The sequence below is a fragment of the Actinopolyspora mortivallis DSM 44261 genome, from assembly GCF_000384035.1.
Taxonomy (GTDB): domain Bacteria; phylum Actinomycetota; class Actinomycetes; order Mycobacteriales; family Pseudonocardiaceae; genus Actinopolyspora; species Actinopolyspora mortivallis.
Window position 1 is genome coordinate 1,859,783 of the sequence record NZ_KB913024.1, and the last position, 25,565, is coordinate 1,885,347.

Here is a 25,565-nt window from a genome sequence, read left to right on the forward strand (position 1 = left end):
CTTCACGACAGGGGAAGCACTCCGACCGCTCCCGCGGTGAGGTGGGTGCGTTTACGGCGCAGCCACACCTTGCGGGAACCGTCGGAGTACAACAGCACCCGCGACAGTTCCCACCCGGCGAACTCGGCGTGGATGCTCAGACGGGTGGCCGCGCTCAGCCGGGAAATCCCCGGGGGCAGCCGCAGGGGAAAGTACTCCCAGTCCTGCTCGGAGGAGGATGTGTCCTCGGTCGCCGTCACTTCCGCACCACCTGTAGTCCGTCTCCGGTCGCCGAAGCGACGTAGCGGGTGCCGGTCCTCGGGTCCACCGCGACCGCTTCGGGCTGGCGGACAGTGGGGACACGGTGGGTCTCACGAGGCTGTCCCCCGGTCACGTCGTAGCCGACGAGCTCGTTGCGGGCGGTCAGCGTGACCCAGGCCAGATCCCGACCCGGATCGTAGGCCAGGGCGAAGGGAGACCCCTTCGCCGGGTAACGCTGTTTCATGATCAGTGGTTCGGTGTCGAAGGCCATGATCTCCTCCCCCCGGGTGTCGACGAGCAGGACGCGCCCGAACTCGTCGGTCACCGCCCGGGTCGCCCCCTCCCCGGCACGCAGCGCGGGGAGTTTCTCCGCCGTTTCGATGTCGAGCGGGGTCACCGAGGTGGTGAGCTTGTCCACCACCACCACCGTGGAGCCGCGGCGCAGCAGGGTGTCGGCTCCGGGAAAACCCTCGGCGCGGTGCTGGACGGCACCGTCCCGCAGGACGGCGACGTCCTCGGCCCCGGGGCGGGAGACGAAGAGGCGGTCCCCGACGGGCAGGGCGTCGGAGGGGTGCCCCCGCACGGGGGTGCGGGTGAGTTCACCGCTGTCGACGTCGATGTCGACGATCACCTCGGCCTCGGGTAGCGCCGCCAGCAGACCCCGGCCTCCGTCGAGGGGACGCAGGGAGGCGGCCGGAGCGGGCAGCTCGATCGTCCGGGCGGGGGATCCCAGCTCGCGGGTGTCGACCAGGGTGACGCTGGCCTGCTCGGCCCCGGCCAGGGCGAGCAGGCCGGTGGCGGGCAGGTAGACGGCGTGGTCGGCGGGTGGTGCGGGCACCACCCGGCCCGCCGGTGTGGTCTCCGGGGAGGGAGCCGGTGCGGGGGTCGCGGAGGTGAGCTCGTCGGTCACCTGCAGGGGACGGGAGTCGCCGCCACCGGTACAGGCGGTCAGCAGCAGAGCCGATGTGGTCAGGCACGCGGCGAGGAGACGTCGCAACGGTGACCTCCCTGGGGGACGAGCTGGCACGTCGGTGTCGACGTGCTTCCAGGATCCCGCACGAGCGTGGTGGGCGGCGCCGGGGTGTGCCTCAGGGCTGGGGGAGGGCACTGACGTCGTCGAGAGCGGCCTGGATGGCCGGAGGCAGCGTCACCTGCTCGCACTCGAGGCAGCTTTTGAGCTGTTCGGTGGTGCGGGCACCGAGGACCGGGCTTCCGACGCCGGGGCGGTCCCGGATCCAGGCCAGGGCGACCGCGGCGGGTGAGGTTCCGAGTCCGTCGGCGGCGGTGGCGAGCGCGTGCACGATGCGCCCGGATCGGGGGGTGCGGTGGTGGGCGATGTAGGGGGCCATCTCCGGGTCGGCGGCTCGGGAGTCGGTGGGGGTCTCGGTTCGGTACTTGCCGGTCAGCACGCCCCCAGCGAGGGGAGAGCAGGGCAGCAGGCTGACGTGGTGGTGGCGGGCGGCGGGCAGCAGTTCGTGCTCGGGAAGGCGTTGCAACAGGGAGTACTCGGTCCGCACGCAGGCCAGGGGGATACGCCCGGAGGCGGTGCTCTGCAGCGCGGCCATGGTGGCCAGCTGCCACCCCCGCTGGTTGACCACACCGATGTAGCGGACTTTTCCGCTGGTGACGGCGGTGTCGAGGGTGTCGAGGGTTTCCTCCAGCGGGACGGTGGAGTCCCAGCCGTGCAGTTGCCACAGGTCGATGTGGTCGACGCCCAGACGTCGTAGTGAACCGTGCAGTGAGTCCAGCAGGGCCGCGCGGGAGGTCCGGGGGCCCGTGGTGGTGGCGATGAGCAGGTCGTCGCGAGCGACGGTGTCGTTGAGCAGACTCCCCAGCATCGTCTCGCCGTGTCCGTGCTGATGGACGGGCGAGGTGTCGACCAGGGTCCCACCGACCTGGTGGAACAGGGACAACTGGGCGGCGGCCTCCGAGACGTCGGTGCCGTTTCCCCACGTCATGGTCCCCAGCGCGAGCCGGGAGACGCGCATACCGGTGTTGCCGAGCTGTCGATAACGCACGGTGACTGATCGTATTCCTTTGGTGCCGGATGTGCTGAACAGCGCGTGGCCACACAGTGAACACGAAACGAGTGACTCACATCACCCTTTTCCCTGTTGGGCGAGAAGACGACGCCCGTCTGTGGCTCAGCGTGTCCGCAGTGGGTCCGATTCGCCCAGTGACCTGCCCCGTTGCGTACGTGACCACGGTCAACGGCCCGCTATCCCCCCCTGTTCGGGTCATGCTGCAAGATTTCCGGCAGCAAGAGGCCGTTACAGGGTGCTCCGAAACGGGGCGCAAGATTCGACTGTGTGGAGTGGGTTTCGTTGACCTGGTTGCAGGCCGTGGTGCTTGCTGTGGTGCAGGGGCTGACCGAATTCCTGCCCGTCTCTTCCTCGGGGCACCTGCGGGTGGTTTCGCAGCTGCTGTTCGACGCCGACGCGGGCGCCTCGTTCACGGCGGTCACCCAGATCGGCACGGAGTTGGCCGTGGTGATTTACTTCTTCGCCGACATCGCACGTCTGATCACGACGTGGTTCCGCGGCATGGTCAACCCCGAGGTGCGGCGAACCCAGGACTACCGGTTGGCGTGGTACGTGATCGTGGGCAGCATCCCCATCGGCGTTCTCGGATTCTTCTTCCAGGACCTCATCCGGGGGGCCTTGCGGAGTCTGTGGATCACCGCGACCACCCTGATCGTGTTCGGCCTGCTGCTGGGCCTGGCCGAACGGTACGGCCCCCAGCTGCGCAAACAGGCCGAGCTGCGTCTCAGCGACGGAGTGCTCATGGGCTGCGCCCAGGCACTCGCCCTGATCCCCGGAGTCTCCCGCTCGGGAGGGACGATCACCGCGGGACTCTCGCTGGGGCTGGACCGCCCCACCGCCGTGCGGTTCTCGTTCCTGTTGGCGATCCCCGCGGTGTTCGCGGCGGGATTGCTGGAGTTGGGCCACGTTTTCGATCCGGGTGGGCCGGGACTGCAACCGAGCGGAGCACAGATGCTCGTGGCCACGGTACTGGCCGGTCTGGTCGGCTACGCCTGTATCGCCTGGCTGTTGAGGTACGTGGAAAAGCACAGCATCTACCTGTTCGTGTGGTGGCGTGTGCTGGTGGGGCTCGCCGTGTACCTGTTGCTCGGTTTCGGCGTGTTGCAGGCGTGAGGGTCCGGTTCGTGTTTCGGATGTGAGCGGCCTCGCACCGGATGCCCGGTGTGGAACGGCGCATCCGTATGCTCGGTGCCGTGGCAACGGTGATTCTGCTGCGGCACGCACGTTCGACCGCCAACGGCACGGGCACTCTCGCGGGACGTAGTCCCGGTGTCAGCTTGGACGAGTCCGGCCGCGCCCAGGCGGCCGGACTCCTCGACCGGCTCGCCCAGGTACCGCTGCGGGCGGTGCTGGCCTCCCCGCTACAACGGTGCGTGGAAACGGTCACCGGGCTGGCCACCGCCCGCTCCCTGCAGGTGGAGACCGACGAGGGATTGTCCGAGGTCGACTACGGTGAGTGGACCGGACGCCGGTTGGAGGAACTCGCCGAACAACCGCAGTGGCGTGTGGTACAGCAGCACCCCTCCGCGGCCGTGTTCCCGGGAGGGGAGGGGCTGGCCCAGGTCCAGGCGCGGGCCGTGGCGGCGGTGCGCGGTCACGACACGCGGCTGTCCGCCGAGTACGGCCCCGAGACGGTGTGGCTGGTCTGCACCCACGGCGACGTGATCAAAGGGGTGTTGGCCGACGCCCTGGGGCTGCACCTGGACGGTTTCCAGCGGATCGTGGTCGAACCGTGCTCGCTGAGCGTGGTGCGCTACACCGAGACCCGACCGTTCGTGCTGCGGATCAACGACACCGGCGCGGACCTGTCCGGTCTGCTCCCCTCCGGTGAGGACGGCTCCGCCTCCGGTGCCGCCGTGGTGGGAGGGGCCAGCGGACGGTGAACACAGCGTGTGGCCACCCGGTACACGATCTTCCCGGCTTCCTCGGGGGGCGGTGGTCGCTGTGGCGGGTGATCTCGGACCCAGACGGTAACCGGATGGGCGAGTTCGACGGCTCGGGCTGTTTCCGCACCGTCGACGACGTGCTGGTCTACGAGGAGCGGGGCACCCTGCGGCTGGGCGACTACCGCGGGAACGCCTTCCGGAGTCTGCGGTACCGCGTGACCGGGCCCGGACGGGCGGAGGTGTACTTCGACTACGGGGGGTTCTTCCACACGCTCGATCTGCGTGCCGGGCACTGCAGAACCCACCATCCGTGTCGTGACGACCTCTACCAGGGCGAGTTCGGCGTGGTCGACGAGAACAGGTGGTGGCAGCGCTGGGTGGTCGCCGGGCCCACGAAGAACCACGTGCTGCACACCACCTTCACCCGCAGCGGCCGGTCCCGCGTCGAGGGGGAGAGCTGAGTGGTCCGGAACTCAGTCGAGCTCAGATCAGCCGCCGAGATCGGGTGCATGCGTCTGGCCGGTCGTGCCGTGGCCGAGGCACTGCGCCACACGAGCGAACACCTCGTGGCCGGAACCACCGGAGTGGAGCTGGAAAGGCTGGCGCGGGCGGTACTGCGGGACCACGATGCCGTCCCGGCGCTGGACCACCAGGACACGGGGAAGCACACCGCCCTGGCCCTCGCGCCGAACGAGGTCGTGCGTGGCCGTGTTCCCGACGCCGGGCGTGTGAACCGGAACGATCTCGTCACGGTGGAATGCGCGGGCCGGGTCCAGGGCTGGTGTGCCTGGGCCGCGGTCACCACCGCCGTGGGACCGGAGACCGAGGCCGTGCTGCGGGCCCGGGACACGGCGCGGGAGGCGCTGCGCAGCGCCGTCGCCGTGAGCACCGTCGGAAACCGGCTGGGTGACGTGTCCTGGGCGTTGGGTCTGGCGGCCAGGGGCGCCGGATACGGGATACCGGTCTCGTGCGGGCACGGTATCGGCCGTTTCGTTCGGGAGCCCCCCACTGTTCCGCGTACCGGTGAACGGGGAACGGGGCTGTCCCTGCGGCCGGGGACGGTGCTCACACTGGTCTCCGCGTTGGCACGGGGCGGTGCCGACGGGTGCCGGCACGGCCCCGGGAACGCGGTGGAGACCGTGGACGGAAGTCCCTGTTTCCTGCTCGGGCACACGGTGGCGGTGGGGGAGCACGGCCCCCGGGTGCTGACGGCGGGCTGAAGTCGTGCCCGGGCGGCGTCGCCCGGGCACACGGTGTCGCGGGCAACGCTGACAGCGGGCGGTTCCCTAGCGCAGGATCCCCACGGCCCCGTACACGTTGCCGCGCCGGGCCTCCTGCTCGGACACGGGCCGGTCGGGTCGCCACAGCGGAGCGGGGACCACTCCCGGGTCCAACAGGGTGTAGCCGGGCATCAGCGCGGCCACCTCCTCCGGGGTACGCAGATGCAGGTTCGGGGTGGAGGTGTTCGCCAGCAGGGCTCTGAGTCCGGCCACCTCCTCGTCACTGCGGGTCAGTTGGGCGTTGTTGGAGACCGCCAACGCACTGCCGGACACGCAGGCGTCCCGATAGCGCGCGGCCAGCCCAGCCCCGTCTGTGGTGGGGATGATGTCCAGGATGCCGAAGGCGAGCACCGCGATCGGACGCGTGAAGTCCAGCAGCCCCGCCACCCCGGCAGCGTTGAGCACCACCTCGGGCTCGCACACGTCGGCCTCGGTCACCGTCACGCGCCACTCGTCCGGACCGAGCAGGTGCCGCGCGTGGTGGCAGGCGATGGCCTCCCAGTCCACATAGGCCACTCGTGCGGAGGGGTTGTGCTCGTGTGCGATCTCGTGCACGTTGCCGACGGTGGGTACCCCCGAGCCGAGGTCGAGGAACTGGTCCAGGCCGTACTCGGTGACCAGGGTGCGGACCACCCGGCCGAGGAAGGCCCGGTTGGCCCAGCAGTAGTCCAGCTCCTGCGGCGCGACGCGCAGTGCCTGCTCGGCCGTGTGTCTGTCCACGGCGAAGTTGGCGGATCCGCCGAGATGGTAGTCGTACATCCGTGCGATGTTGGGCTGGTTGAAATCCGCGTGCGCCACCTGGGCGGCCAACTCCGCGTCACGAGACATACACGTAGCCTAACCGTCCACGTTGGTGGTTACCAACACGCTGCGGGAAACCGTCCTCGAGGTTGCCCACGGGCGAAAGGGCTTCGAATCCACGAGGGACGATCCGTGGGCGTGTGCGGAGGAAGGCGTCGGATCCGACGCCGACGGGGAATTCCGGCGTCCTTTTTGGGAACTAGGTCCGAATGTCGGTGTTGAGGACGTCACGTTTCCTTCCGGAAACGGGCCTGGGATCTCGTCGACGCGGAATAATCGACGGGAAAGTGGCAGTAATGCCAGGTTTTTCGGATGTGGCTGTGAGGAACTATGCCCCGCCATTTCGCGTTCATGGCACCCCCCTTCGACGGACACGTGAATCCGACCCTGCCGCTGGTGGAGGAGCTGGTCCGGCGCGGACACCGGATCACCTACGCCACCGGGGACCGTAAGCTGGAAACGGTGCGTGCCAGCGGGGCCCGGCCCGTGGACCTCGGCCTGGACTTCGCCCTGCCCAGCCACTCGTTCGACCGGATCACCCCCGAGATGATGGCGGAGATGACGCACCGTTTCCTCGACCACGTGCGTGATTCGTTCCCCTCCCTGCGGGAGCGTTTCGTCGCCGACCCGCCGGAGGCGGTGTGTCACGACATGATGATGCCCGCCGGCCCCATGTTGGCCGATACTCTCGGGGTCGCCCAGGTGGCTTTGGTGCCGAACTTCGCCGCCAACGAACGGTTCTCGTTGGCGAAGACGTTTCTGCCCGAGGACTTCGACACCGAACACCCGGCGCTGCGGGAGGTGGAGCGGAGCCGACTGGAGCTGGCCGACCAACTCGGTGTCACTCCGCCGGGGCCGCTGTTCTCGCCGCAACCGGCCGGGCTGAACCTGGTGTTCGTCCCGCTCCAGTTCCAGTACGCGGCCGAGACCTTCGACGACCGGTTCCGTTTCCTGGGCCCCTCCCTCGGCAGCAGGGCGCGGAACGAATCCTTCACTCCCCGCGACCCCGAGGCACCGCTGTTGTTCGTCTCCCTGGGCACCGCGTTCAACAACCGCCCCGAGTTCTACCGCCGCTGCCTGGAGGCCTTCGGCGGAACCTCCTGGGAGGTGGCCATGTCCGTGGGTGAGCGGGTCGACCCGGCCGAGTTGGGAACCCTGCCGGACAACGTCGACGTACGGCCCCGGTTCCCCCAGCCGGCGGTGCTCGAACACGCCGACGTGTTCCTGTCACACACCGGGATGAACTCCACGATGGAGGCGCTGTACCACGGAGTTCCCCTGGTGGCCTATCCGCAGATGCCGGAACAGCGGGCCAACGCCGAACGGGCCGAGCAACTCGGCCTGGCCCGCATCCTTGCCGAGGAGGCCTCCGCCTCGACACTGCGGAGAACGGTGGAGGAGGTGGCCGGTGACGAACGGATGCGGGCCGTGGCCGCCGCCACCAGCCTCGGCGTGCGCAGTGGCGGCGGGGCGGTGGCCGGTGCCGACGCCCTGGAGGCGCATCTGGCCCGGTGAACCGGTTTCACCCCCATCCGGCCCACCGGGCCACGGCGGCGGTGAGGCTGGTGACCACGATGCCGAGCCCGACCGGCAGCAGCGTGGCCACCGCGGTCCACGTGGCGCTGCGGGTTTCGTGCCAGATGGTGAGGATCGTGGTTCCACACGGGTTGTGCAGCAGGGTGAACAGCATCAGGTTCACGGCCGTGAGCAGGGTCCAGCCTCCCGCCTGCACGAGCACGGTCGCGGTCTCGGCGGTGCCGAGTTCGAGCAGGACTCCCTGTTCGGCGCCGAACAGGTTCGTCCCGAGCGTCATCGTCAGCATCAGGATGGTGGGAACGACGATCTCGTTGGCGGGAATGGCGACGACGTAGGCCAACAGGATGATGCCGTTGAGGCCCATCAACCATCCCAGCGGGGCGAGCAGGTCGACGAGGTGAGCGGCCAGACTCGCGTCGGCGACGGTGATGTTGCTGATCAGCCAGGTGGCCGCACCGGCGGGTGCGGCCATGGTCACCGCCCTGCGCAGCACTTTCAGGGTGCGGTCGATGAGGCTGGTGTAGAGGGTGCGCCAGATGCGGGGTGGGCGGTAGGGAGGCAGCTCCAGTGAGTAGACCGAGGTGGCGCCCCGAAGTACCGTTCGCGACAGTCCCCAGGAGACCACCAGGGCGGTCAGCACTCCCAGCGCGGCCACCGTGGTGACCGAGGCCGCGGCGACCACCGCGGCCAGCGGGGGCGGGGCGAGCTGTCCGAGGAAGACGGTGCCCAGCAGGATGAGCACGGGCCAACGGCCGTTGCAGATGCTGAAGTTGTTGGTGATCACCGCGATCAGCCGTTCCCGGGGGCTGTCGATGATGCGGGTGGCGGTGACCCCGGCGGCGTTGCAGCCGTATCCCATCATCATGGTCAGGGCCTGTTTGCCGTGCGCTCCGGCCTTGGCGAACAGCCTGTCGAGGTTGAACGCGACCCGGGGCAGATAACCGAAGTCCTCCAGGATCGTGAACAGGGGAAAGAAGATCGCCATGGGCGGCAGCATCACCGCCACCACCCAGGCGGTGGACAGATAGACCCCGTCGACCAGCAGTCCGCTCATCCAGTCCGGCAGCGACAGGAGTCGGGACAGACGGTTCAGCTGTTCGTGGCCGTGCTCGACCAGCAGGTTGGACAGCAGGTCCGAGGGTACGGCCGCGCCCGCGATGGTGAACCAGAAAACCCCGAACAGCAGCGCTCCCATGGCCAGGAACCCCCACACGCGGTGGGTCAGGATCCGGTCGAGGAGTTTGTCCAGGGTGGGGCGGGCTGGTCGTTCACCGTGGGACAGACTGGTGGCGCTGATGCGGGCCGCTTCGGCGTAGAGGGACTCCACGATGTCGTCCCGGAAGTTCTCGGGAAGTTCGGCCCGTAGCCTGTCGGTCTCGTCGAGGATCGGGGAGCGGGTCATGCGTCGGGTTCCTCCGGGACGGTCTCCGAGCGGAGTTCGGCGGGATCGGCCACGAGCTCACGCAACCTGCCCTCGGCGACGGCGCGTTCGAGCGTCGCGTCACCCTCCAGCAGCCGCAGCGCGACCCATCGGGGGTTGGTCACACCGGGGACGTGCCGTGCGACCCGCTCGGCGAGGTGGCTCACCGCGCGTTCGAGCCGCCGGTTCCGGTGGATGAGCCGGCGCCCACCGAAGGACGTGGGGGACAGTGCCACCCGTTCGACCGCGTCGAGCAGGTCCTCGATCCCGGTGCCCCGGCGTGCCGCCATGCCCACGGCGGGCACTCCGAGTTCGCGGGAGAGGTGCCGGAAGTCCACGGTGATGCCGTGGCGGCGGGCCTCGTCGACGAGGTTGACGGCGACCACCACCCGTGTGGTGATCTGCAGGATCTGCAGTACGAGGTTGAGATCGCGTTCCAGCCGGGTGGCGTCGACGACCACCGTCGTCACGTCGGGGCGGCCGAACACCAGGAAGTCCCTGGCGATGTCCTCGTCCTCGCTGGTGGACAGCAGGGAGTACGTTCCGGGTAGGTCGACGAGCTTGTACCTGCGTTCGTGGTACTCGAAACCGCCTTCGGCGCGGTCCACGGTCTTGCCCGCCCAGTTTCCCACGTGCTGTCGCAGGCCGGTCAGGGCGTTGAACACGGTGCTCTTGCCGGTGTTGGGGTTTCCCGCCAGGGCGACGACCAGGTCGTGTCCGGAGGGGTCCACTCCCAGTCGGCGCAGGTTGGCGGCGTTGTTGAGCGCGCATGTTCCGCACGCGCTCGTGGTGGGTGGCGAGGGGGTGGGGCTCATCGTGGGTCTCACCCCTGGTGACGGTCGACGTGGATCCTGCCCGCATGGTTCCGGCGCAGCACGAGCAGGCTGCCGCGCACCAGGTAGGCGGTCGGGTCGCCGAGCGGGCTGCTCCGCTCGGCCCGGATCCGAGTCCCCGGCAGGATTCCCAGGTCCATCAGCCGCCGTCGTTGGGGGCCTTCGACGTCCAGGGCGGTCACCGTCGCGGTCTCTCCCGGGGAAAGCCGGTCCAGTGTCGTGTTCATGTCCGGGATCTCCCTCCACCGGAACGAAGAGTTTCCAGGAACCCAACACATGTTTCGTCAAGGCGAAAACACTGCTGTGTTACAGCGTAACCGCGTCGGAGGGTCGGGAAAACAGGGGCCACGAGGTCGGTGGCGTGCCGGAACGGTTCTCCTGGTTACCGGCGCGGAACCACACCGGCAGGAGGCCACTTCCGACGAGCGCTCCGACGACGAGTCACCGAAGGAGGTCCGGGTCGGACCACCGGGGAGTCGAGCACGTCGTTTTCACGTTCCGTTCCCGCGGAGCCAGGTCACCGTTTCCGTTCTCCCGTTACGATCACCCCGCGTCGCCACCCGCACACGGAGGAGGGAACGTATGACGCGCTCATCGGCCGCGCGGGAAGTCACCGGAACCGGAGCACGGTGGGAGCACGGCCGGACGGGAAGGTTCGTCCGGAGTCGCGTGAGACGGGTGACGGCCGCCGTGCACGGCGCGGTTCTGCTGCTGGTGGCCCTGCCGGGCTCGGCGGTGGCCGAAACCGTCCCCCGGCGGATCCCGGCCGACTCCACCTCCCTGGACCGGAAGTGGATGCCGGCCTTCGACTACGACGGGGACGGATGCTACCCCAGCGTGGCCGTCGGCCCGGACGGCACGGTGAACTCGGGACTGGACAACTCGGGGGCGCTGGACGGGCAGTGCCACGACCTCTCCGACCTGGAGAACTCCAATGTTTATGCCCGTTCCGAGAGCAACCACGGCTGGCAGGCCCACCTGTACGACGTGTACTTCCAGAAGGACCAGGCCGTTCCCGGTTTCGACGTGTTCGGTCACCGACACGACATCGAGCACGTGGTGGTGTGGGTGCACGAGGGCCGTGCCCGCTACGTGTCCACCTCGGCCCACGGCGAGTACGACGTGCATCCGGCCTCCGCCGTCGACTGGCACGAGGGCACCCACGCGAAGGTCGTCTACCACAAGGACGGTGTGGGCACCCACGCCTTCCGGCTGGCGGGAGAGGACGAACAGCCGGAGAACGACCTGGGAGACTGGCACTATCCGGCCCTGGTGAGCTGGGAACGTTTTCCCGGTGACACCCGCTCGGTACTGAGCGAGGCCGACTTCGGCCACGCCGCGTTCGCGATCACCGACGGGGCGTTCCGGGACAACCTCGCCGCGGCCGAACCCGCCGGTATCCCGTTCGATCCCTCCCTGTGACCCGAGTCCCGCGACCGAGAGGTTCGGCGGGGCTCACCGGGTTCCCGAACCGGCGGGACCTGCCGGCGGGGAGAGCGGGACGGTCACCACAGACTCATGTGGTACAGCCGGGGCCACAGCCGGGACCAGGGCAGTTTCGGATCCTCGGCGACCCAGATCCTCATGCCCTCGTAGTAGGTGGAGGCGGGCAGGTCGGTGTTGACGGTGCCGACCTGCCGTACCGACTCGAACAGCTCTCCCAGTCGCTGCCGGTCGGAGCCGAGGTAGACCACCCTCCGCACCCGCTCGGAGGGGTGCCCGAAGTACCAGAACCCCCGGCTGGGGCTGTAGACCTCGGACAGGCCGTGCTCGGGACCGAAATGGTGCAGCGCCCCGGCCGACCAGTAGTCGTGGGTGACGACGGCTTTGGTGTTCTCGCTTCCCGGCAGGTTGTGGTACGCGGCGGCGAGCTGCTCCGTGATCGGCTGCCATCCCAGGCTGGCCGTGGCCACCACGTTCGCCGGCCCGATGGACGAGACCGGGGCGAGGGGCAGCGTGTGCACCGCCGTGGGAAGCGCCCACAGGTAGGCCGCCGCCACCCCGGCGGTCCATCCGCGGAACAACCACCGGTACCGCCGAGTGCGGGGACGTCGCCACCACCACTGCTGCACGAGGACGGCCCCGGCGGCGAACAGCACGGCGTAGAAACCGGCCAGGTAGTAGGAACGTCCGCCACTGGCGGCGAACACCACCGTGAGCAGCACCGCCGTGACCCCCAGGAACCGGTACTCACGCAGCCCGCGCGCGAACAGCAGTCCACCCAGCCCCAACAGCGTCAACACGGAACCGATCGGGCCGACCTGGGTGAGCAGCACCTTCAGGAAGGCCTCCACCCCGCCGGTCTCGGCCTCCACGACATCGGCCATGTCCAGCTGTGGCCAGCCGTGACGCCACTGCCACAGCACACTGGGCAACGCGGCGAACACGGCCAACGCACCGCCCGCCCACAGCCCAGGGCGCCGCAGCAGCCGCCGGGGCCCGAGCACGACACTCACGGGCACCAGCACCACCCACAGTGCCGGGATGAGCAGTTTGAACTGCAGCGCCAAGGCCGTGACCGCTCCGGCGGCCAACAGCAGAAGGTCCCCCGAGTCGCCGGTGGGGTGCCGGCGGACCCACCGCACCAGCAGCCACAGCACCCAGGCCCACATCGTCTGGTCGAACGAGTAGGTGACCAGCAGGTGCGCCGAACCCACGAAATGGGGGGCCAGCACGCAGGCGAGGGCGGTGCAGGTCTGTGCCGTGCGTGTTCCCCCGAGTTCCCGCGTGGTCAGCGCCGTCAGCACGAGGTAGCCGATCGTGGACAGCAACGACGGCAGCCGCAGCGCCTCCAGCGAGTCGGGGAACAGGGCCTGCATGGTGCGCGCGAGCAGCGGCACTCCGAAGGGCTGGTCCACGTACCCGAGGGAGAGATGGTGTCCCGCCGCCAGGAAGTACAGCTCGTCACCGAAGTAGCCGTAGCGTGAGGCGACCAGGGTTCCCACGGTGAGCACGCCGAGACCGAGCACGGTGAGCGGAAGCCACGCGAAGGCGGGAGGCCGGTGGGGGACGGACGGGCCGGGCTCACGCAGCGAAGTTCCGGCGGAGGCCGGGGGTGCTGTGGACATTACGCTCCGAAGTGGCTATGGGAACAGCCCGACAGGCACGGGGCCGCATCGGAGTTGTCACGGGCGGAAGGCCCCACTGTGTCAGCGTTTCCTCGGGGGAGGGTCCTTGCGCAGCAGATCCGGGCCGAGGATCCGGCGTACGACACGGCGGGCCAGGCTGCGTCGTTTCTGCGGGGGCCCCACCGTTTCGGAGGAACCGTCCCCCGAGGCCGCCGCGGTGTCCGGCGAGGGGGCCTCGACGGGTCGCTGCTGGCTCGCCGGAGACGCGGTGCCGGGCGGAGGAGCGGGTTCGGTCTCGCCGGGCTCCTCCGCGGCCTGGGTCGGTGGGGTCGGCTCCGGGTTCAGGCGTTTGGCGAACTCCGGTGCCTGTTCCCGGATGGCGGGGATGAACGGTTGCGTGACCTCGAGCCGTTCCGTCCACGGTGCCGGGTTCAACGGCTGGTCCGGAGGAACGAGCTCCCCCTCGATGCGGGTGGTCAGTGGTCCCGCGTCGTTGGTGAAGTCACTGTGCGGTTGTTCGTGCGGCACCAGAGGCTGGAACCAGGGTCGAGCACGGTCGTCTTGAAGTGTCATCCGTATCGACTCGTGATAGGAGCAAACGGCCAGTCCCACCGGAGGGTGAATCCCTGTCCGGCGTACCAGAGCCTACCGGTAACACTCCGATTAAGCACCACCCGCCGAGGGCGTGTGACCGAACCTGGCAGCTCAGAGGTGTTGCCCGAATGCGTCACACCCCTCGCGCGACCCCCGGGGGGTGGCGCGGTGTCGGTGAGACGAACCCCGTCTCGAGGGGACGCTCGGGGGCCGCGTCGGCGTGTGGCCGCGTGTCCGCCGGAGCACAGTCGGTGACCGTTCCGGCTTTCCCGTGTGTGGGAGGTCCACCGGTGTCCGGCAGGTTGACGGGCTCCTCGGCGACCGGAGGCCCAGGAGGCGACCAGGGGCCGACGTTGCCATCTCCCCGGCAGCGCGGAGAGTTCGAAGGTCTCCGCGCGAAGAGACAATCACCTTTCCGGAGGCTTGTCCCGGACACAACGTAATAGACAATCCTCCTTTTGAGTGTGATCACAACAATTTTCCGAAACGGGAGGAAAAAAGCCCGGAGAAAACGAGTTCCCGTTCCGAGTGGGACGATGACACGATCGTGCATTTCCCGGCATGAATCGCCCCCACGGGAATCAGTGGATACTAACCTCGAACGAGAGTCGAGACCGGTGCTCCTGCCCGGATTCCTCGACGTCGGAGCAGACTTCGGCAGAAGTGAGCACGGCGACGGGTGTCGGCCAGGAAGGACGGAGAGGTGAAGTGGAATCTACGACTCGTGGCGGCCCACCGGGGCATCTGGAAGGCGGGAGAGTTGCAGCGCAGACTCGCCGAACACGGATTGCACGTCTCGGCGGGGAAGCTGTCTGGTCTCTGGTCGGGCACGCCGATCAGTCTGAAACTGTCCGATCTGGATGTCATCTGTGAAGTGCTGGACTGCGACATCGGGGAGTTGTTGACACCGGAACCGGGCGTCTCCCCCGGAAAGGCGACGGACGATCGGGCGGGGCGATATGAGAACGACGAATGAGTCTTCGGCCCAACGGGTCGTCGTGGGAACGGTGGCACAACGAAAGTGGGACCGGAACCAACGAGGCAGCGGCGTGTTCCGTCGTTGCGGTCGCCCGCGGCCTCCGTCCGCGCGCTCGCGGGCGACAGCGAGTCGGTTCCGCCGTGCTCCGATAGCGTGAAATACCGCCGCCAGGCCGTGCGGAGTGCGACACTGCCGCCACACCAGCAGCCAGCCCTCCCGGTAGGCACCCATCACACCGGGACCCGCGGACCAACACCGGTGAGGAGAGACCATGACCGAGGCGGCAGTCCCCCACGGGTTCGTTCCCACCTCGACCTCGTGGACCAACGCGTATCGGGGCTGGATCCTCGGGTTCGCCGGACAGGAGGAGTCCCGGCGTCCGGTGCTGCTGCACACCGACACCAGCGGCTTGTCCTGGTCACGACGGGCGGCGCCTCAGGTCGAGGTGAGCGAGTTCTCCGGGCACGTACGGGTGCACGCGATGACCGAGCGGGACCTGCTGGTCACCAACGGCGAAACCGTTTTCGCCACGCACGACGGGGCCGCACACTGGCACCTCGTGGAACTCGCCGAGACGGGCAACCCGGTGCTGGTGGGGGACCTGGCCTCCAACGAGCACTTCTGTTACGCGGTGGTCACCTCCGGTGCTGAAGAGACCGGACGGACCCGTCTGCTCGTGTCACCGGTCTCCGAGTCGCGGTGGGAACCGGCGACCGGGATCGAGGTTCCCGGTCCCGCGGGCGGATCGGTGGTGGCGACGGGCAGTGCCGCCTTCGTCGCTCTCGGAGGAGGGGGCGTTCCCGGGCGGTACTGGGTCAGTGACAACGGAACGGACTGGCGGGAGGGCAGCCCGCCGTGTGCGGAGCCCTACATGGCCGCCTGGCTCACGGTACCGCCGGCGGATCCGTCCATGGTGTTCGCGTTGTGCTCCTACCAGGCGGACCAGCCCCCGGGCCACACCTACAAGGACCTGAAGTGTTCCCTGGGGCGGGGGGAGTTCCGGACACTGGGTCGGGCACCGGCACCCGGAATCAGCCGGGGACTGGCCGTGTCCACCCCGCTGTCGGTGGTGGTGAGTTCGGTCGGGGGCGGTTTCGGGTTCCTGTTCCGCTCCACCGACGGCGGAAGGGAATGGGAGACCGCGCTGCGCCGGGAACCCCCGATGTTTCTCGACCTGGATTTCCAGGATCCGGTGCACGGGGTGGTGCTGCGGGGCTCCGGCACGGGACGACACGGTGCGGTGCTGCGTACTTTCGACGGCGGGGCGAGCTGGCAGGAGCTGTCGCTGGGCTAGGCCGCCACGGAGGGCTCAGGAGGCGGGAGAGTCCTCGTGGGACCGGACGGAGAGGATCTCGGTCAGACGCTCCAGGGCGGGCATGGCCGTGGCCAGGGCCGTTCTGTCCTCGACGGTGAGTTCGGCCAGTGCCCGTTCCAGGGTCTGTCGACTGGCCTTGTCGTAACGTTCCAGCAGCCTCCGGGCTCGCGGAGTGATCGACAGCTGTACCGTGCGTAGGTCCCGGTGGGTGGTGTTTCTGTCCACCAGGCCGGAGGAACTCATCGTCCGCACGAGATTGCTGACCGTTGCCGGCGAGGTGTGGAGCTGTTCCGCTGCCGCCTTGGTTCCGAGCGGACCCTCGTCGGAGAGCACGCGAAGCAACTCGATCTGCGCCTCGGGCAGGTCGGGGAGGTCTTCGGCGGTCCTGGTCGAACGCAGCACGGCCCGCCGCAGCGGGCCGAGCAGACGGCTGAGTGAAGCGGCTGTGGTCACGGGAACATTGTGACACACTTTATTTTGACTCAAACTAGTTTTGCAACAAAAATGAAGGTGTCCCGGCAACGACACGCAGGGAGGTGTGTGATGACCGCGCTGTTCCCGGCCGCTCCGGAGCAGGACCTCACGGGCATCCTCGGCAGGCACTTCATCTACACCTACGCCAACGGATGGCGGTACGAGATGTACGTGAAGAACGCCGAGACGATCGACTACCGCATCCACAGCGGGATGGTGGGGGGACGCTGGGTCAAGGACCAGCCCGTCGACCTCGTCCGACTCGCCGAGGACAGTTACAAGATCTCCTGGAACGAACCCACCGGCACCTCGGTCAGCGTCAACGTGCTGCTCGGCCCGCGACGCCTGCACGGGGTGATCTTCTTCCCGCGCTGGGTCCACCAGCATCCGGAACGCACCGTGTGCTTCCAGAACGAGCATCTCGAACAGATGAAGCGTTACCGCGACCAGGGACCCACCTATCCCGTGTTCACGGTTCCCGAGTTCGCCACCATCACCTTCGTCGAGGACAGGGGCCTTGACGACGAGACCGTCATCGCCGAACCCCCGGAGAGGCTCCCCGAGGGCTACACCACGCGCGTCAACTGACTCCGCCGGAGAAACCCCCACCCTCGTCCGTGGGCGGTTCACCGTCGGGTACCCGGTGGATACGAGCAGCGCGAGGTTCTCCGTGTCCGACACGGACGTTCCCTCGGCAGTCGTGTCGAGTGGCGGGCTCTCCGGGAACGAGGGTCCACGAGACCGCGGTTACGGTCGGGGCGTGACCATAGCCCGTTCGGTGAGCCTGTTCGTGGTGGCGGCCCTGTTCGAAATCGGTGGTGCCTGGATGGTCTGGCAGGCCGTGCGGGAACAGCAGGGGTGGCTGTGGGCGGGGCTCGGCGTGCTCGCCCTGGGCCTCTACGGTTTCGTGGCCACGCTGCAGCCCGAGGCCCACTTCGGGCGGATCCTGGCCGCCTACGGCGGCGTGTTCGTCGCGGGATCACTCACCTGGGGGGTGGTGCTGGACGGCTACCGTCCGGACCACTACGACGTCATCGGGGCGTCGGTCTGTCTGGTCGGAGTCGCCGTGATCATGTACGCCCCGCGCCGCCGGTGACAGCACGTGCCCCGTCCCGGTGTCGAGGCCGTCCGTACGGGCCACGCCCGGGCCGTACCGGACGGAGGGACGATCCCGTCCGTGTCAGACTGTTCGCGATGAGCGAGCACGACAGGGAACCCGTGGAGTCCGATTCCGACAGCGGCGAGATCGACGAGCACACTCCGAACATCGCCCGCATGTACGACTACTTCCTCGGGGGGTCGACGAACTTCGCCGCCGACCGGCAGGCGGCCGACCGGTTGCTGCGGGTGTTTCCCGGAAACCTCGAATGGACCCACATCAACCGGGCCTTCCTGGGACGGGCCGTGCGCCTCTGCGCCGAAGCCGGAATCGACCAGTTCCTCGACCTGGGCTCCGGCATCCCCACCAAAGGCAATGTGCACGAGATCGCCCAACAGGTGAACCCGCGGGCCCGTGTGGCCTATGTGGACATCGAACCGATCGCGGTGCGCCACGCCCACCAGCTGTTGGCCGACCACCGACTGGTCACCGCGACCCGTGCCGACGTCCGGGATCCGGCGGCCGTGTTGGCCGCTCCGGGGGTATCCGGGCTGCTGGATTTCCGGCGGCCGGTGGCCGTACTCGCCGTGGCTGTTCTGGACATTCTCGACACGCCGGACCCGGTGGGGCTGGTCGCGGCCTACCGGGACGCCTGCCCGCCGGGAAGCGCGCTCGTGCTCTCCCACTCGGCGGTACTGGACATCACCACCGAGGAGGTCGAAGGGGCCCAGGAGGTCTTCGAGACCACCACAACCCCGACCCTGACAACCCGCGGCCACGCCGAGGTTCTGGAGATGTTCGACGGTTACGAGCTGCTGGAGCCCGGCCTGGTGCCCAGCGCCGCGTGGCGACCGGAGGAACCCGTCTCCGAGGAGTACGCGGCCCGCAGCAACGCCTACGCGGCGGTGGGGATACTTCCGGACAACGACTGAGGTGCCCACGGGGACGGGGCCGGTCTCAGAGCGTCCGGACTCCGGTGACCGCCACCGTGGGAGTCACCAGCACCCCCTGCGGGGGAGTGAAGCCGGGGACACTGTCGAGATCGTGGCTCCGGTCGACCAGGCGCACGGTGAGCGTCTCCTGGTGTTGGTCGAGAACCACCCTCACCTCGATGCCCCGCGGTGGTGTGTCGTCGAAGACGAATCCGAACTCCTCGTCCGCCGGATCCACCGACAGGTCTCGTCCCCCTACGGTGGCGGCACGTACCGTGGCCTGTTCACCCGCGATCCACATCCCGACACCGGTGGCTCCCCTGGGCGAGGACAACCGCAGCAGCAACTCCCGACGGCCGTCGTCCCCACGCCGGTCCTCGACCACGTCGAGCCGTGGTGGGCTCTTGTCCGTCGCGGGGGCGGGGCCGTGGAAGAGCCTACGGCCGTCGAGCCAGGGGAAGCTTTCGTCGAGCACGGCGGGCTGTTCGGTCAGCCGCGATCGGCTCCATCCCGTGTCCGGTTCCCGTGGGGAGGCCCAGTGTGCTCTGCCGGTGGCGGTGTTCAGTGCGTACAGGACGTGTTCCTGGCGTGGGGGCGTCGCTTCGCTGCGGTTGACGACCAGACCGGTCGCGGTGAGAAACGCGACCAGCACAATCCCCAGCGCCGGAACCAGCACGTGCCGAAGGGTTCGGGCGCCTCGCGAGTCGGGGGAAGGAAGACGCCCGAGCAACGGCAGAGCCAACCAGGCGAACAGGGAGAGGAACACCACCGCCAGCACCCCGCCCATCCCGGCTCCGAGAGCGAAAGCGCTGAGTGCGTTCGGCCCGAGCACGAGCGCGGCCGGGACCAGCGCGAGCACGAGCACCACGGTCCGAGCGAGGTCGTGTCGTGCGGGCAGCAGTGTCGCCAGCAGGTGTCCCAGCACGACCGGAAGCAGGGGAGGCAACAGCAGCGCGGAGGCACCGGGCGCCATCCGCGCGGCCACCACCCCGCACAGGGCGAAGGTCACCAGTCCTCCCGTCGCCAGCGCCGGAGTTCCGAGGCGACGGCGCGCCAGCACGTAGCCGACGAGGAGCAGACCGAGTCCGGCCGACGCCATCGCCAGGCGATAGGGTTCGGGGTGATAGACGGTTCCGACTTCCACCGAAGCCTGCCCCGGGTCGATCGCCAGAGCTGTTCGCCACACGGCCAGCGCGGCGGTGCCGGCCATCGCCATAACGAGGACGGTGACCCCCACCGACATCCCCACACGCGGCAGGGTCAGGTCACCTCGACGGTGACGCAGTGCCGTGACCAGACCGACCAACGCGAGTGTCATCCAGGCGAGTGGCTCTTCGAGCGCCGCGGGCCAGCGCAGGAGACCCCACGGTGTGGTGACCACCAGTTCGCTCCCGCTTTCGGGCACTGCCGTCAGATCAGCGACGGCGAGCTGTCTCGTCATCGCCAGACTGGCCTGCCCCGTCTGCTGCAACGCCGAACGGCTCAGACGGTCGGGGGTGTCCAGCGGGGTGTGGTAGTAGGCCCCGCCTCCGATGATCGCCGTGTCGTAGGAGTGCAACCCGCCTTCGGCGAAGCGGGTGACATCGGTGTCGTTGGGCAGGGCCTCGAACGCGGCCTCGAAAGCGGAGTTCGCCACGGTCCCCGGAGCGGCGGACAACACACGCAACAGTTCCCCGTTGGGGGAAGTGGTGCGGAAAGTGGACGGTGTGCCCGCGTTTCCCCGTGCCTCGTGGTTGAGCAGCACCGTGGTTCCGAGGTCCTCGGTGTGCCGGCGGACGAACGCCTCGGCTCCGAGCAGGCCGAGTTCCTCCGCGTCGGTGATCAGCAGCATCACGTCGTTGCGGGGTGCGGATCCGTCCGTGCTCAGCGCCCGTGCCGTTTCGAGCAGAACCCCCAGGCCGAGGCCGTCGTCGGCGGCTCCCGGCGAACCGGGCACCGAGTCGTAGTGGGCGGCGAGCACCACTGTTCCACTGGGATCGGTCCCGGGCAGCCTGGCGACGATGTTGGACACCGCGGCGAGTTGTCGGGTTCCGGTGGAGGAGGGGCTGGCTCCGACGCCGCGCCGGACCTCGGTGGTCCAACCCCAGGCGTCGAGCCGGTCGAGCAGATAATGTCGCGTCTCGGTGTGGTGGGCTGATCCCACCGGGCGGGGTTCCTCGGCGATCCGTTCGACGTGCTCGGCCGCACGTGCGGCGCTGAACACCGAGGAGGGAGCCTCCGCGGGAAGCGGTTCCACCGGGTGACGGTCGATCGTGGCGAGCACACCGACCAGCACCAGAGCGAACAGTCCCGCGAGAGCACCCCCTCGACCGAGAGCACCCCGTCGACGAGGTCCGGTGTGGCCCTGTTCCGGCATGTCCGCTGGGGAGCCCATAAGGGGAATCTAGCCCGAGAACCGGAGAAGACGAACCCCGAACCGGCGAGAAGTATCCACTTTCGCCGCTGCGGTGGCCCGACCCGTGCGCTGTCTTTTCCGCCCGGCATCACCGTCACAGTGACGACACGAACGACAACGTAGCCCCGTGGGGAGAACCTCAGTGCGACGTGTCGGTACGCGTAGTGGAACGCTGTGAGTCTGGTCGTGGCAGGTTTTCGGGTAGGAAGTACTTGAGTAGGGGTAGTTCGCGGTCGGGTATCGAGCCGGAGGTGACAGTGCCGACCAGCTCGGCTCCGCGTGACCGGTAGAAAGAGGTGGCCTTGGGGTCGGACTCGATGCGGATCTGGTGGAAACCCAGGCTGTGGGCGGTGTCGCACAGGTGGTTCCAGACCCGTCCGCCGCCGACGGCGGAGGGATCCACGAACAGACAGTCCAGCTCGCCTTCGGGGGCTGCCCCCCCCCGCAAGCTGTAGAAGCCCACGGGCCTGTCGCGCGGCAGACAACCCGAGCTGTCGACCAAGCAGCAGTACCAGCCAGGACCGCTGACCACCGAGCACGCCCACACCGTCGGCCCCGCGCTCCTCACCGAGGACTGTCTGCCCTGCTCCGTTCTCGGGACAGTTTCAGGAGTACAGGGCTGCGGGGCACGAACCACGAACCTATGTTCGGTGTATCGAACTAAGATCGGTGCTCTGCCGCACGACCAGTTCCGGCGGGACCACGACGCGGGCCTCGGGGTGCTCGGCACCCTCGATGCGTTGCAGCAGCAGCTCCATGGCACTGCGGCCGACCGCGTCGAAGTCCTGCCGGACCGTGGTCAACGAAGGGGTGAAATAGGCCGACTCGGGGACATCGTCGAAGCCCGCCACCAGCACGTCCTCCGGAACCCGCAGGCCCCGTTCGTGGAAAGCGCGCAGCACGCCCAGCGCCATCTGGTCGTTGGCGACGAACACGGCACCCGTTCCGACGCGCTCGGCCAGTGCCAGACCGTTGGCGTAGCCGGAATCCGGGCTCCAGTCGCCGAACAGCACCTCGGGGGTACTGCGCCGGTGCCGAGACAGTTCGTCTCTCCACCCCGCGAGGCGCTGGCGGGCCTCCCACCAGTCCTCCGGGCCAGCCAGATGCCACACCGTGGAGGCCCCCCGCTCCAACAGGTGCCGTGTGACCGCGCCCGCCCCGTCGAACTGGTCCACGCACACCACGGGCCGTTCTCCTCCCTCGCCACTTTCCACCACGACCAGCGGAAGGCGTGAGGGCGTCCGCCGAAGCGCCTCCACAGCGGCCTGATGCGGTGCGATGACGATAATCCCGTCGACGAACTGCTCGCCCAGCCGTCGCACGGCCCGCCGCATCGTCTCCCCTTCGACGTCCTCCACCCTGGCCACGCTGATGAAGTGGCCGCTCCCCCGTGCCGCCTGTTCGATGCCGTACAGCGTGCGAGCGGGGCCGTGGAGCGTGGTGACGGGGCTGATCACCCCGATCCCTCCCGTGCGCCGGGTCACCAGCGCACGGGCCGCCGAATTGGGGCGGTAGTCGAGCCGCTCGATCGCCTCCCACACCCGAGCACGGGTCCGCGGGGCCACCGACGGGTGACCGTTGAGCACCCGGGACACCGTCTGGTGCGAGACCTCGGCCAGCCGAGCCACGTCGGTCATCACGACGGGACGTCGTGGCGCGGACGCGTTCCGGGACATAGACACCTCCGACGTTCGGACCGAACCGACGATACCGTCCCGTCCGGACCGTCCGACCAGGCTGTCGGCAGGCGGAATCGGTTCCGTCTGCCGACCCCGGCCCGTCCGCCTCCGCCCCGCCGAGATCCCGGGGGATCAGTGCTCGTAGCGTGCCCGCGCCACGGCCCTTCTGATCCTCCGGCGTTCCTCCACTGTGAACACGCCCTGTCGGCACCAGAGCCCGGACACCTCCGTCACCCGCTCGACCAGTTCCCCCTTGTCCGCGAAGGGAGCGGCGCTCCAGATCCGGTCGAGGAACGTGGTGCCGTCGGGCCCCGTGCGGTTCGGGACTCCGGAGTCGACCGAGTCGAACACGATGCGGGGTTCCTCCCTCCGGAAGTAGGAGTGACAGGGCTCTGTGGTGCCTTCGAAGAAGGGAGCGAGCTCCACGCCACCGAGCCGGAAGTGCAACGGCCTGTTCGGCAGGGGAGTGAGAGCGCGGGACAGGTCTCCGGACAGTCTCGCGGTGGGGTGGAGCCCGAAGTTCAGGAACTCGGTGCTCGCCTCGAGTGCCACGAGGTGCACCGGCCCGTACATGAGACTCTGTACCGTCGGATCGTCCGGGGTCGGTTCCGCACGCAGTGCGAAGGGAAGATCGACCTCGACGACGTCGCCGTCGCTCCAGCGACGGGCTATCCGCACCCGGCTCCGCGCACCCCGCACCGGATGCGGGACTCCGTTGACCCGCACCGCGAACCCACCGGGTACCACCCATGCCGGCACCCGCAGGTGCAGCTCGAACTCCGCGGAACCGTTGATCCGGATCCTGCTGCGTCCCTCGTGCGGAAAGGAGGTACGCTGCTCGACCCTCACCCCCTTGGCGTGCCAACGCAGGGTCGAGGGCAGATACAGAGCGACGTGCAGCGACTCTTGGTCCTCACCGACGAAGTACGCACAGTCCTGGTACTTCGTGGCGCTTTCCATTCCGGTGCCCTCACAGCAGGTGGTGCCGTTCTTCGGGGTGTAGTCACGGACGGCCCCGGGCTGCTGCCCCACGAAGTAGGTGGTCAATGGTCTCTCGGGATCCACCGTGTCCTGTTTGGATCCCAGGATCTGGTTGACCAGCGTCCGTTCGTAGTACTCGGTGTAGTCGGGGCAGGGGTCCCGGAGGAAGAGTTCCCGGGTGAGTTTGAGCATGTTGTAGGCACAGCAGGTCTCCGCCGTGTGCGGCCCCAGCAGTTCGGCCACCGCTCCGGAACGGTGGAAGAACTCGCCTTCGCCCGTGCCGCCGATCGCGAACATCCTGGGTGGCACGACCATGCGCCAGAAGTTGTGCGCGGCCTGGTGGTAACGCCGCTCTCCGGTTCGTTCCCACAACAGCACCAACCCGGTGAGGATCGGAATGTGCTGGTTGGCGTGCTTGCCCTCGAGCACGTCGCGATCACGCGCACAGGCCTCGATCAACGAGTCCAGGTCGAAGTACCGGGCCAACCGCAGATGACGCGGCTCGCGGGTGTGCTCGTGGGTGCGCAGGATCGCCTCGACGATGCCCCCGTACTCCCCACTGGAGAAGATGCTCCACATCCGCTGCCGATCGTCCTCGGTCAACCGGCTCAGCCGGGAATACATCCAGTCACACATGCCGGAGGCCAGCTCCAACGCACGGGAGTCGTTCGTGGTTTCGTAGGCGTCCGACAGTCCCTGCAGGATCTTGTGCGCCGTGTAGTACGGCGCCCAGACCAAGTGGTAGTCGCTGCTGGTCAACGACTCCAGCAGGATGAACTGGGTCTCCGGGTACGCGGCGAGGAAACCGGGGTGGCTGGGTCGCCCCCAGGTGCGTGCGTACCGCGCGTGCCGTCCGGCCCCCGACACGTCGTGCAGCACGGTTCCCCCGTGCTCGTCACACGGGTAGGAGAACCGGTCTCCGGGGCCGACCACTTCCGCCGCCCTGGAACGGCCCATCCGGGCGATCTGCTCGGCAGACAACACACTCGACCACAGGTTGACGTCGTGGTATCCGCCGGCGTAGACGGGGTCGCCGTAATGGGAACGGCCGAGCCAGCAGTGGGCCAACGGTCCCAGTTCGGACGGGGTGAGCGTCATCGCCCTGTTCTGACCGACCTGGTGTCCGTTGAGGTAGAGCAGGCCGGTTCCGCCTCCGAGAGTGACGGCGACGTGGTTCCACTCACCCACCGACAGCGGTCGGGTGCCGACGATTCGCTCCTCGCTGTCGGCGCCGGCACGGGTGATCGCGAAGCGGGGCAGCCCGTCACCGTCGCAGGCGGTGAGAAACATGGTGGTCTCGGTGTCATCACCGTAGTCGAGGATCCGGGCCCACGGCTCGGCCACGGTGGGACGCACCCAGGCCGCGAAGGTCAACTCGGACAGCCCGTGAAGCGACTCCGCCGGGACGTCGAGATGGAGATGGGATCCCCGACGCACCTCCACGGCTCTGCCGAACGGCCCCGGGCCGGTCCGCAGTGAGGGAGCTCGGTTCAGCGCTTGCCGACACTCGTACAGCCCGGAAACCAGGGTGCGGAGCTTGCGGAGGAACACGTCCTCACCGGTGGCGGCGTGTGCCTGGGCGAGCATGGTCATGAAGTGGCCGGTGAAGTGTCCACGCAGGTTGCCGTTGGCCTCGCCGTCCAGGCTTTCCCACCCTTCGGGGGAGCTGACCCCGTGGGTGGGAAGGTCCGCGTTCACCCGGAAGTTCAACAGTAACCGGTTCTCGTCGTAACCGCGGGCGAAATCCAGCATCCGAGCACGTTTGTCCGCGAAGACCCCCGGTCCGAGGCTCACCTCGGACAGCGGGAAGGGACGTAATCGCGGTGGGAACGGCTCGGACGAGGTGGCTGCGGCAGCCCTGGCCCCTGCGTGGGCGGCTGAGGTTGTGAAAGGCGGGGCCAGTAGCGACGCGGCTGCCGTGCCCAGGAAAAGCGCTTGGCGGCGGTTGACATGAGAGCTCATGGGGGCTCCTGGCGTCGAAGCGGGTCGGCGCGATGGTCTCCGGTGTTGT

At 68.6% G+C, this 25,565-nt stretch carries 25 protein-coding genes; 11 read left to right on the forward strand and 14 right to left on the reverse strand.

The features are described from left to right. Positions 1-2: 2 nt before the first annotated feature. From ACTMO_RS0108985 to ACTMO_RS0108995, 3 genes are all read right to left on the reverse strand, one after another. Complete coding sequence (locus ACTMO_RS0108985; RefSeq protein ID WP_019854351.1) at positions 3-239, reverse strand: DUF5703 family protein; 237 nt, start codon at positions 237-239, stop codon at positions 3-5. Beyond that, on the reverse strand, positions 236-1,237 hold the full coding sequence (locus tag ACTMO_RS0108990; protein ID WP_019854352.1) for a YncE family protein: 1,002 nt from the start codon (positions 1,235-1,237) through the stop codon (positions 236-238). Before ACTMO_RS0108990 ends, ACTMO_RS0108985 begins: the two co-directional genes overlap by 4 nt. A 91-nt stretch (positions 1,238-1,328) precedes the next feature. Continuing rightward, positions 1,329-2,258: an aldo/keto reductase gene (locus ACTMO_RS0108995; RefSeq protein ID WP_019854353.1), complete on the reverse strand. Its 930-nt coding sequence runs from the start codon at positions 2,256-2,258 to the stop codon at positions 1,329-1,331. 291 nt (positions 2,259-2,549) lie between these two features. Here ACTMO_RS0108995 and ACTMO_RS0109000 point away from each other — a divergent pair, with 291 nt between their 5' ends. The 4 genes from ACTMO_RS0109000 to ACTMO_RS0109015 all read left to right on the forward strand — a co-directional run bounded on the left by ACTMO_RS0109000 (position 2,550) and on the right by ACTMO_RS0109015 (position 5,388). After that, complete coding sequence (locus ACTMO_RS0109000) at positions 2,550-3,395, forward strand: undecaprenyl-diphosphate phosphatase (protein ID WP_019854354.1); 846 nt, start codon at positions 2,550-2,552, stop codon at positions 3,393-3,395. Between the two features lie 80 nt (positions 3,396-3,475). Then, the gene (locus ACTMO_RS0109005) at positions 3,476-4,165 is read left to right on the forward strand and encodes a histidine phosphatase family protein (protein WP_026449023.1); all 690 of its coding nucleotides are present in this window, start codon (positions 3,476-3,478) and stop codon (positions 4,163-4,165) included. Beyond that, positions 4,162-4,629: a DUF6314 family protein gene (locus ACTMO_RS0109010; RefSeq protein ID WP_019854356.1), complete on the forward strand. Its 468-nt coding sequence runs from the start codon at positions 4,162-4,164 to the stop codon at positions 4,627-4,629. Before ACTMO_RS0109005 ends, ACTMO_RS0109010 begins: the two co-directional genes overlap by 4 nt. After that, entirely contained in the window at positions 4,630-5,388 is a 759-nt protein-coding gene (locus tag ACTMO_RS0109015) for a M24 family metallopeptidase (RefSeq protein ID WP_019854357.1), read from the forward strand. It abuts the gene before it with no gap. A 66-nt stretch (positions 5,389-5,454) separates the two neighbouring features. Here the strand turns inward: ACTMO_RS0109015 and ACTMO_RS0109020 are convergent, their stop codons facing one another. Continuing rightward, complete coding sequence (locus ACTMO_RS0109020) at positions 5,455-6,276, reverse strand: SAM-dependent methyltransferase (RefSeq protein WP_019854358.1); 822 nt, start codon at positions 6,274-6,276, stop codon at positions 5,455-5,457. A gap of 303 nt (positions 6,277-6,579) precedes the next feature. Here ACTMO_RS0109020 and ACTMO_RS0109025 point away from each other — a divergent pair, with 303 nt between their 5' ends. After that, positions 6,580-7,764, forward strand: coding sequence for a macrolide family glycosyltransferase (locus ACTMO_RS0109025; RefSeq protein WP_019854359.1), 1,185 nt, complete (start codon positions 6,580-6,582; stop codon positions 7,762-7,764). A gap of 7 nt (positions 7,765-7,771) precedes the next feature. On the opposite strand, the gene ACTMO_RS23265 is transcribed toward ACTMO_RS0109025, so the two are convergent. Genes ACTMO_RS23265 through ACTMO_RS0109040 form a run of 3 tightly spaced genes read right to left on the reverse strand, consistent with a single transcriptional unit; the run spans position 7,772 to position 10,265 of the window. Continuing rightward, complete coding sequence (locus tag ACTMO_RS23265) at positions 7,772-9,187, reverse strand: nucleoside recognition domain-containing protein (RefSeq protein WP_019854360.1); 1,416 nt, start codon at positions 9,185-9,187, stop codon at positions 7,772-7,774. Beyond that, positions 9,184-10,020, reverse strand: a complete 837-nt coding sequence (locus tag ACTMO_RS23270) for a FeoB small GTPase domain-containing protein (protein WP_019854361.1) — start codon at positions 10,018-10,020, stop codon at positions 9,184-9,186. The genes ACTMO_RS23265 and ACTMO_RS23270 overlap by 4 nt, the downstream gene beginning before the upstream one ends. A gap of 8 nt (positions 10,021-10,028) precedes the next feature. Continuing rightward, complete coding sequence (locus tag ACTMO_RS0109040; RefSeq protein WP_019854362.1) at positions 10,029-10,265, reverse strand: FeoA family protein; 237 nt, start codon at positions 10,263-10,265, stop codon at positions 10,029-10,031. A gap of 355 nt (positions 10,266-10,620) precedes the next feature. On the opposite strand from ACTMO_RS0109040, the gene ACTMO_RS0109045 reads away from it, so the two are divergent. Further along, positions 10,621-11,460, forward strand: coding sequence for an NPP1 family protein (locus ACTMO_RS0109045; protein ID WP_019854363.1), 840 nt, complete (start codon positions 10,621-10,623; stop codon positions 11,458-11,460). An 83-nt stretch (positions 11,461-11,543) separates the two neighbouring features. On the opposite strand, the gene ACTMO_RS0109050 is transcribed toward ACTMO_RS0109045, so the two are convergent. Both ACTMO_RS0109050 and ACTMO_RS0109055 read right to left on the reverse strand, forming a co-directional pair. After that, positions 11,544-13,106, reverse strand: coding sequence for an ArnT family glycosyltransferase (locus ACTMO_RS0109050; protein ID WP_019854364.1), 1,563 nt, complete (start codon positions 13,104-13,106; stop codon positions 11,544-11,546). Between the two features lie 81 nt (positions 13,107-13,187). Then, the gene (locus ACTMO_RS0109055) at positions 13,188-13,679 is read right to left on the reverse strand and encodes a hypothetical protein (protein ID WP_245556096.1); all 492 of its coding nucleotides are present in this window, start codon (positions 13,677-13,679) and stop codon (positions 13,188-13,190) included. 724 nt (positions 13,680-14,403) lie between these two features. Between ACTMO_RS0109055 and ACTMO_RS20810 the strand changes: the two genes are divergently transcribed. Together ACTMO_RS20810 and ACTMO_RS0109065 are read left to right on the forward strand one after the other, a co-directional pair. Then, the gene (locus tag ACTMO_RS20810) at positions 14,404-14,676 is read left to right on the forward strand and encodes a helix-turn-helix domain-containing protein (RefSeq protein ID WP_051099236.1); all 273 of its coding nucleotides are present in this window, start codon (positions 14,404-14,406) and stop codon (positions 14,674-14,676) included. Between the two features lie 274 nt (positions 14,677-14,950). Next, the gene (locus ACTMO_RS0109065) at positions 14,951-15,973 is read left to right on the forward strand and encodes a beta propeller repeat protein (RefSeq protein ID WP_019854367.1); all 1,023 of its coding nucleotides are present in this window, start codon (positions 14,951-14,953) and stop codon (positions 15,971-15,973) included. A gap of 15 nt (positions 15,974-15,988) precedes the next feature. On the opposite strand, the gene ACTMO_RS0109070 is transcribed toward ACTMO_RS0109065, so the two are convergent. Further along, positions 15,989-16,447, reverse strand: coding sequence for a MarR family winged helix-turn-helix transcriptional regulator (locus ACTMO_RS0109070; protein ID WP_019854368.1), 459 nt, complete (start codon positions 16,445-16,447; stop codon positions 15,989-15,991). Between the two features lie 90 nt (positions 16,448-16,537). Here ACTMO_RS0109070 and ACTMO_RS0109075 point away from each other — a divergent pair, with 90 nt between their 5' ends. The 3 genes from ACTMO_RS0109075 to ACTMO_RS0109085 all read left to right on the forward strand — a co-directional run bounded on the left by ACTMO_RS0109075 (position 16,538) and on the right by ACTMO_RS0109085 (position 18,499). After that, the gene (locus ACTMO_RS0109075) at positions 16,538-17,056 is read left to right on the forward strand and encodes a phenolic acid decarboxylase (protein WP_019854369.1); all 519 of its coding nucleotides are present in this window, start codon (positions 16,538-16,540) and stop codon (positions 17,054-17,056) included. Between the two features lie 172 nt (positions 17,057-17,228). Beyond that, complete coding sequence (locus ACTMO_RS0109080) at positions 17,229-17,564, forward strand: YnfA family protein (protein WP_026449025.1); 336 nt, start codon at positions 17,229-17,231, stop codon at positions 17,562-17,564. Between the two features lie 98 nt (positions 17,565-17,662). Beyond that, positions 17,663-18,499, forward strand: coding sequence for an SAM-dependent methyltransferase (locus ACTMO_RS0109085; RefSeq protein ID WP_019854371.1), 837 nt, complete (start codon positions 17,663-17,665; stop codon positions 18,497-18,499). 25 nt (positions 18,500-18,524) lie between these two features. On the opposite strand, the gene ACTMO_RS0109090 is transcribed toward ACTMO_RS0109085, so the two are convergent. From ACTMO_RS0109090 to ACTMO_RS0109105, 4 genes are all read right to left on the reverse strand, one after another. Further along, entirely contained in the window at positions 18,525-20,873 is a 2,349-nt protein-coding gene (locus ACTMO_RS0109090; protein ID WP_026449026.1) for a M28 family peptidase, read from the reverse strand. Positions 20,874-21,033: 160 nt separating this feature from the next. Further along, the gene (locus ACTMO_RS20815; RefSeq protein ID WP_169509058.1) at positions 21,034-21,396 is read right to left on the reverse strand and encodes a GNAT family N-acetyltransferase; all 363 of its coding nucleotides are present in this window, start codon (positions 21,394-21,396) and stop codon (positions 21,034-21,036) included. Positions 21,397-21,535: 139 nt separating this feature from the next. Beyond that, the gene (locus ACTMO_RS0109100) at positions 21,536-22,570 is read right to left on the reverse strand and encodes a LacI family DNA-binding transcriptional regulator (protein WP_019854374.1); all 1,035 of its coding nucleotides are present in this window, start codon (positions 22,568-22,570) and stop codon (positions 21,536-21,538) included. Between the two features lie 135 nt (positions 22,571-22,705). Then, positions 22,706-25,516, reverse strand: coding sequence for a beta-L-arabinofuranosidase domain-containing protein (locus tag ACTMO_RS0109105; RefSeq protein ID WP_033401517.1), 2,811 nt, complete (start codon positions 25,514-25,516; stop codon positions 22,706-22,708). Positions 25,517-25,565 lie beyond the last annotated feature (49 nt).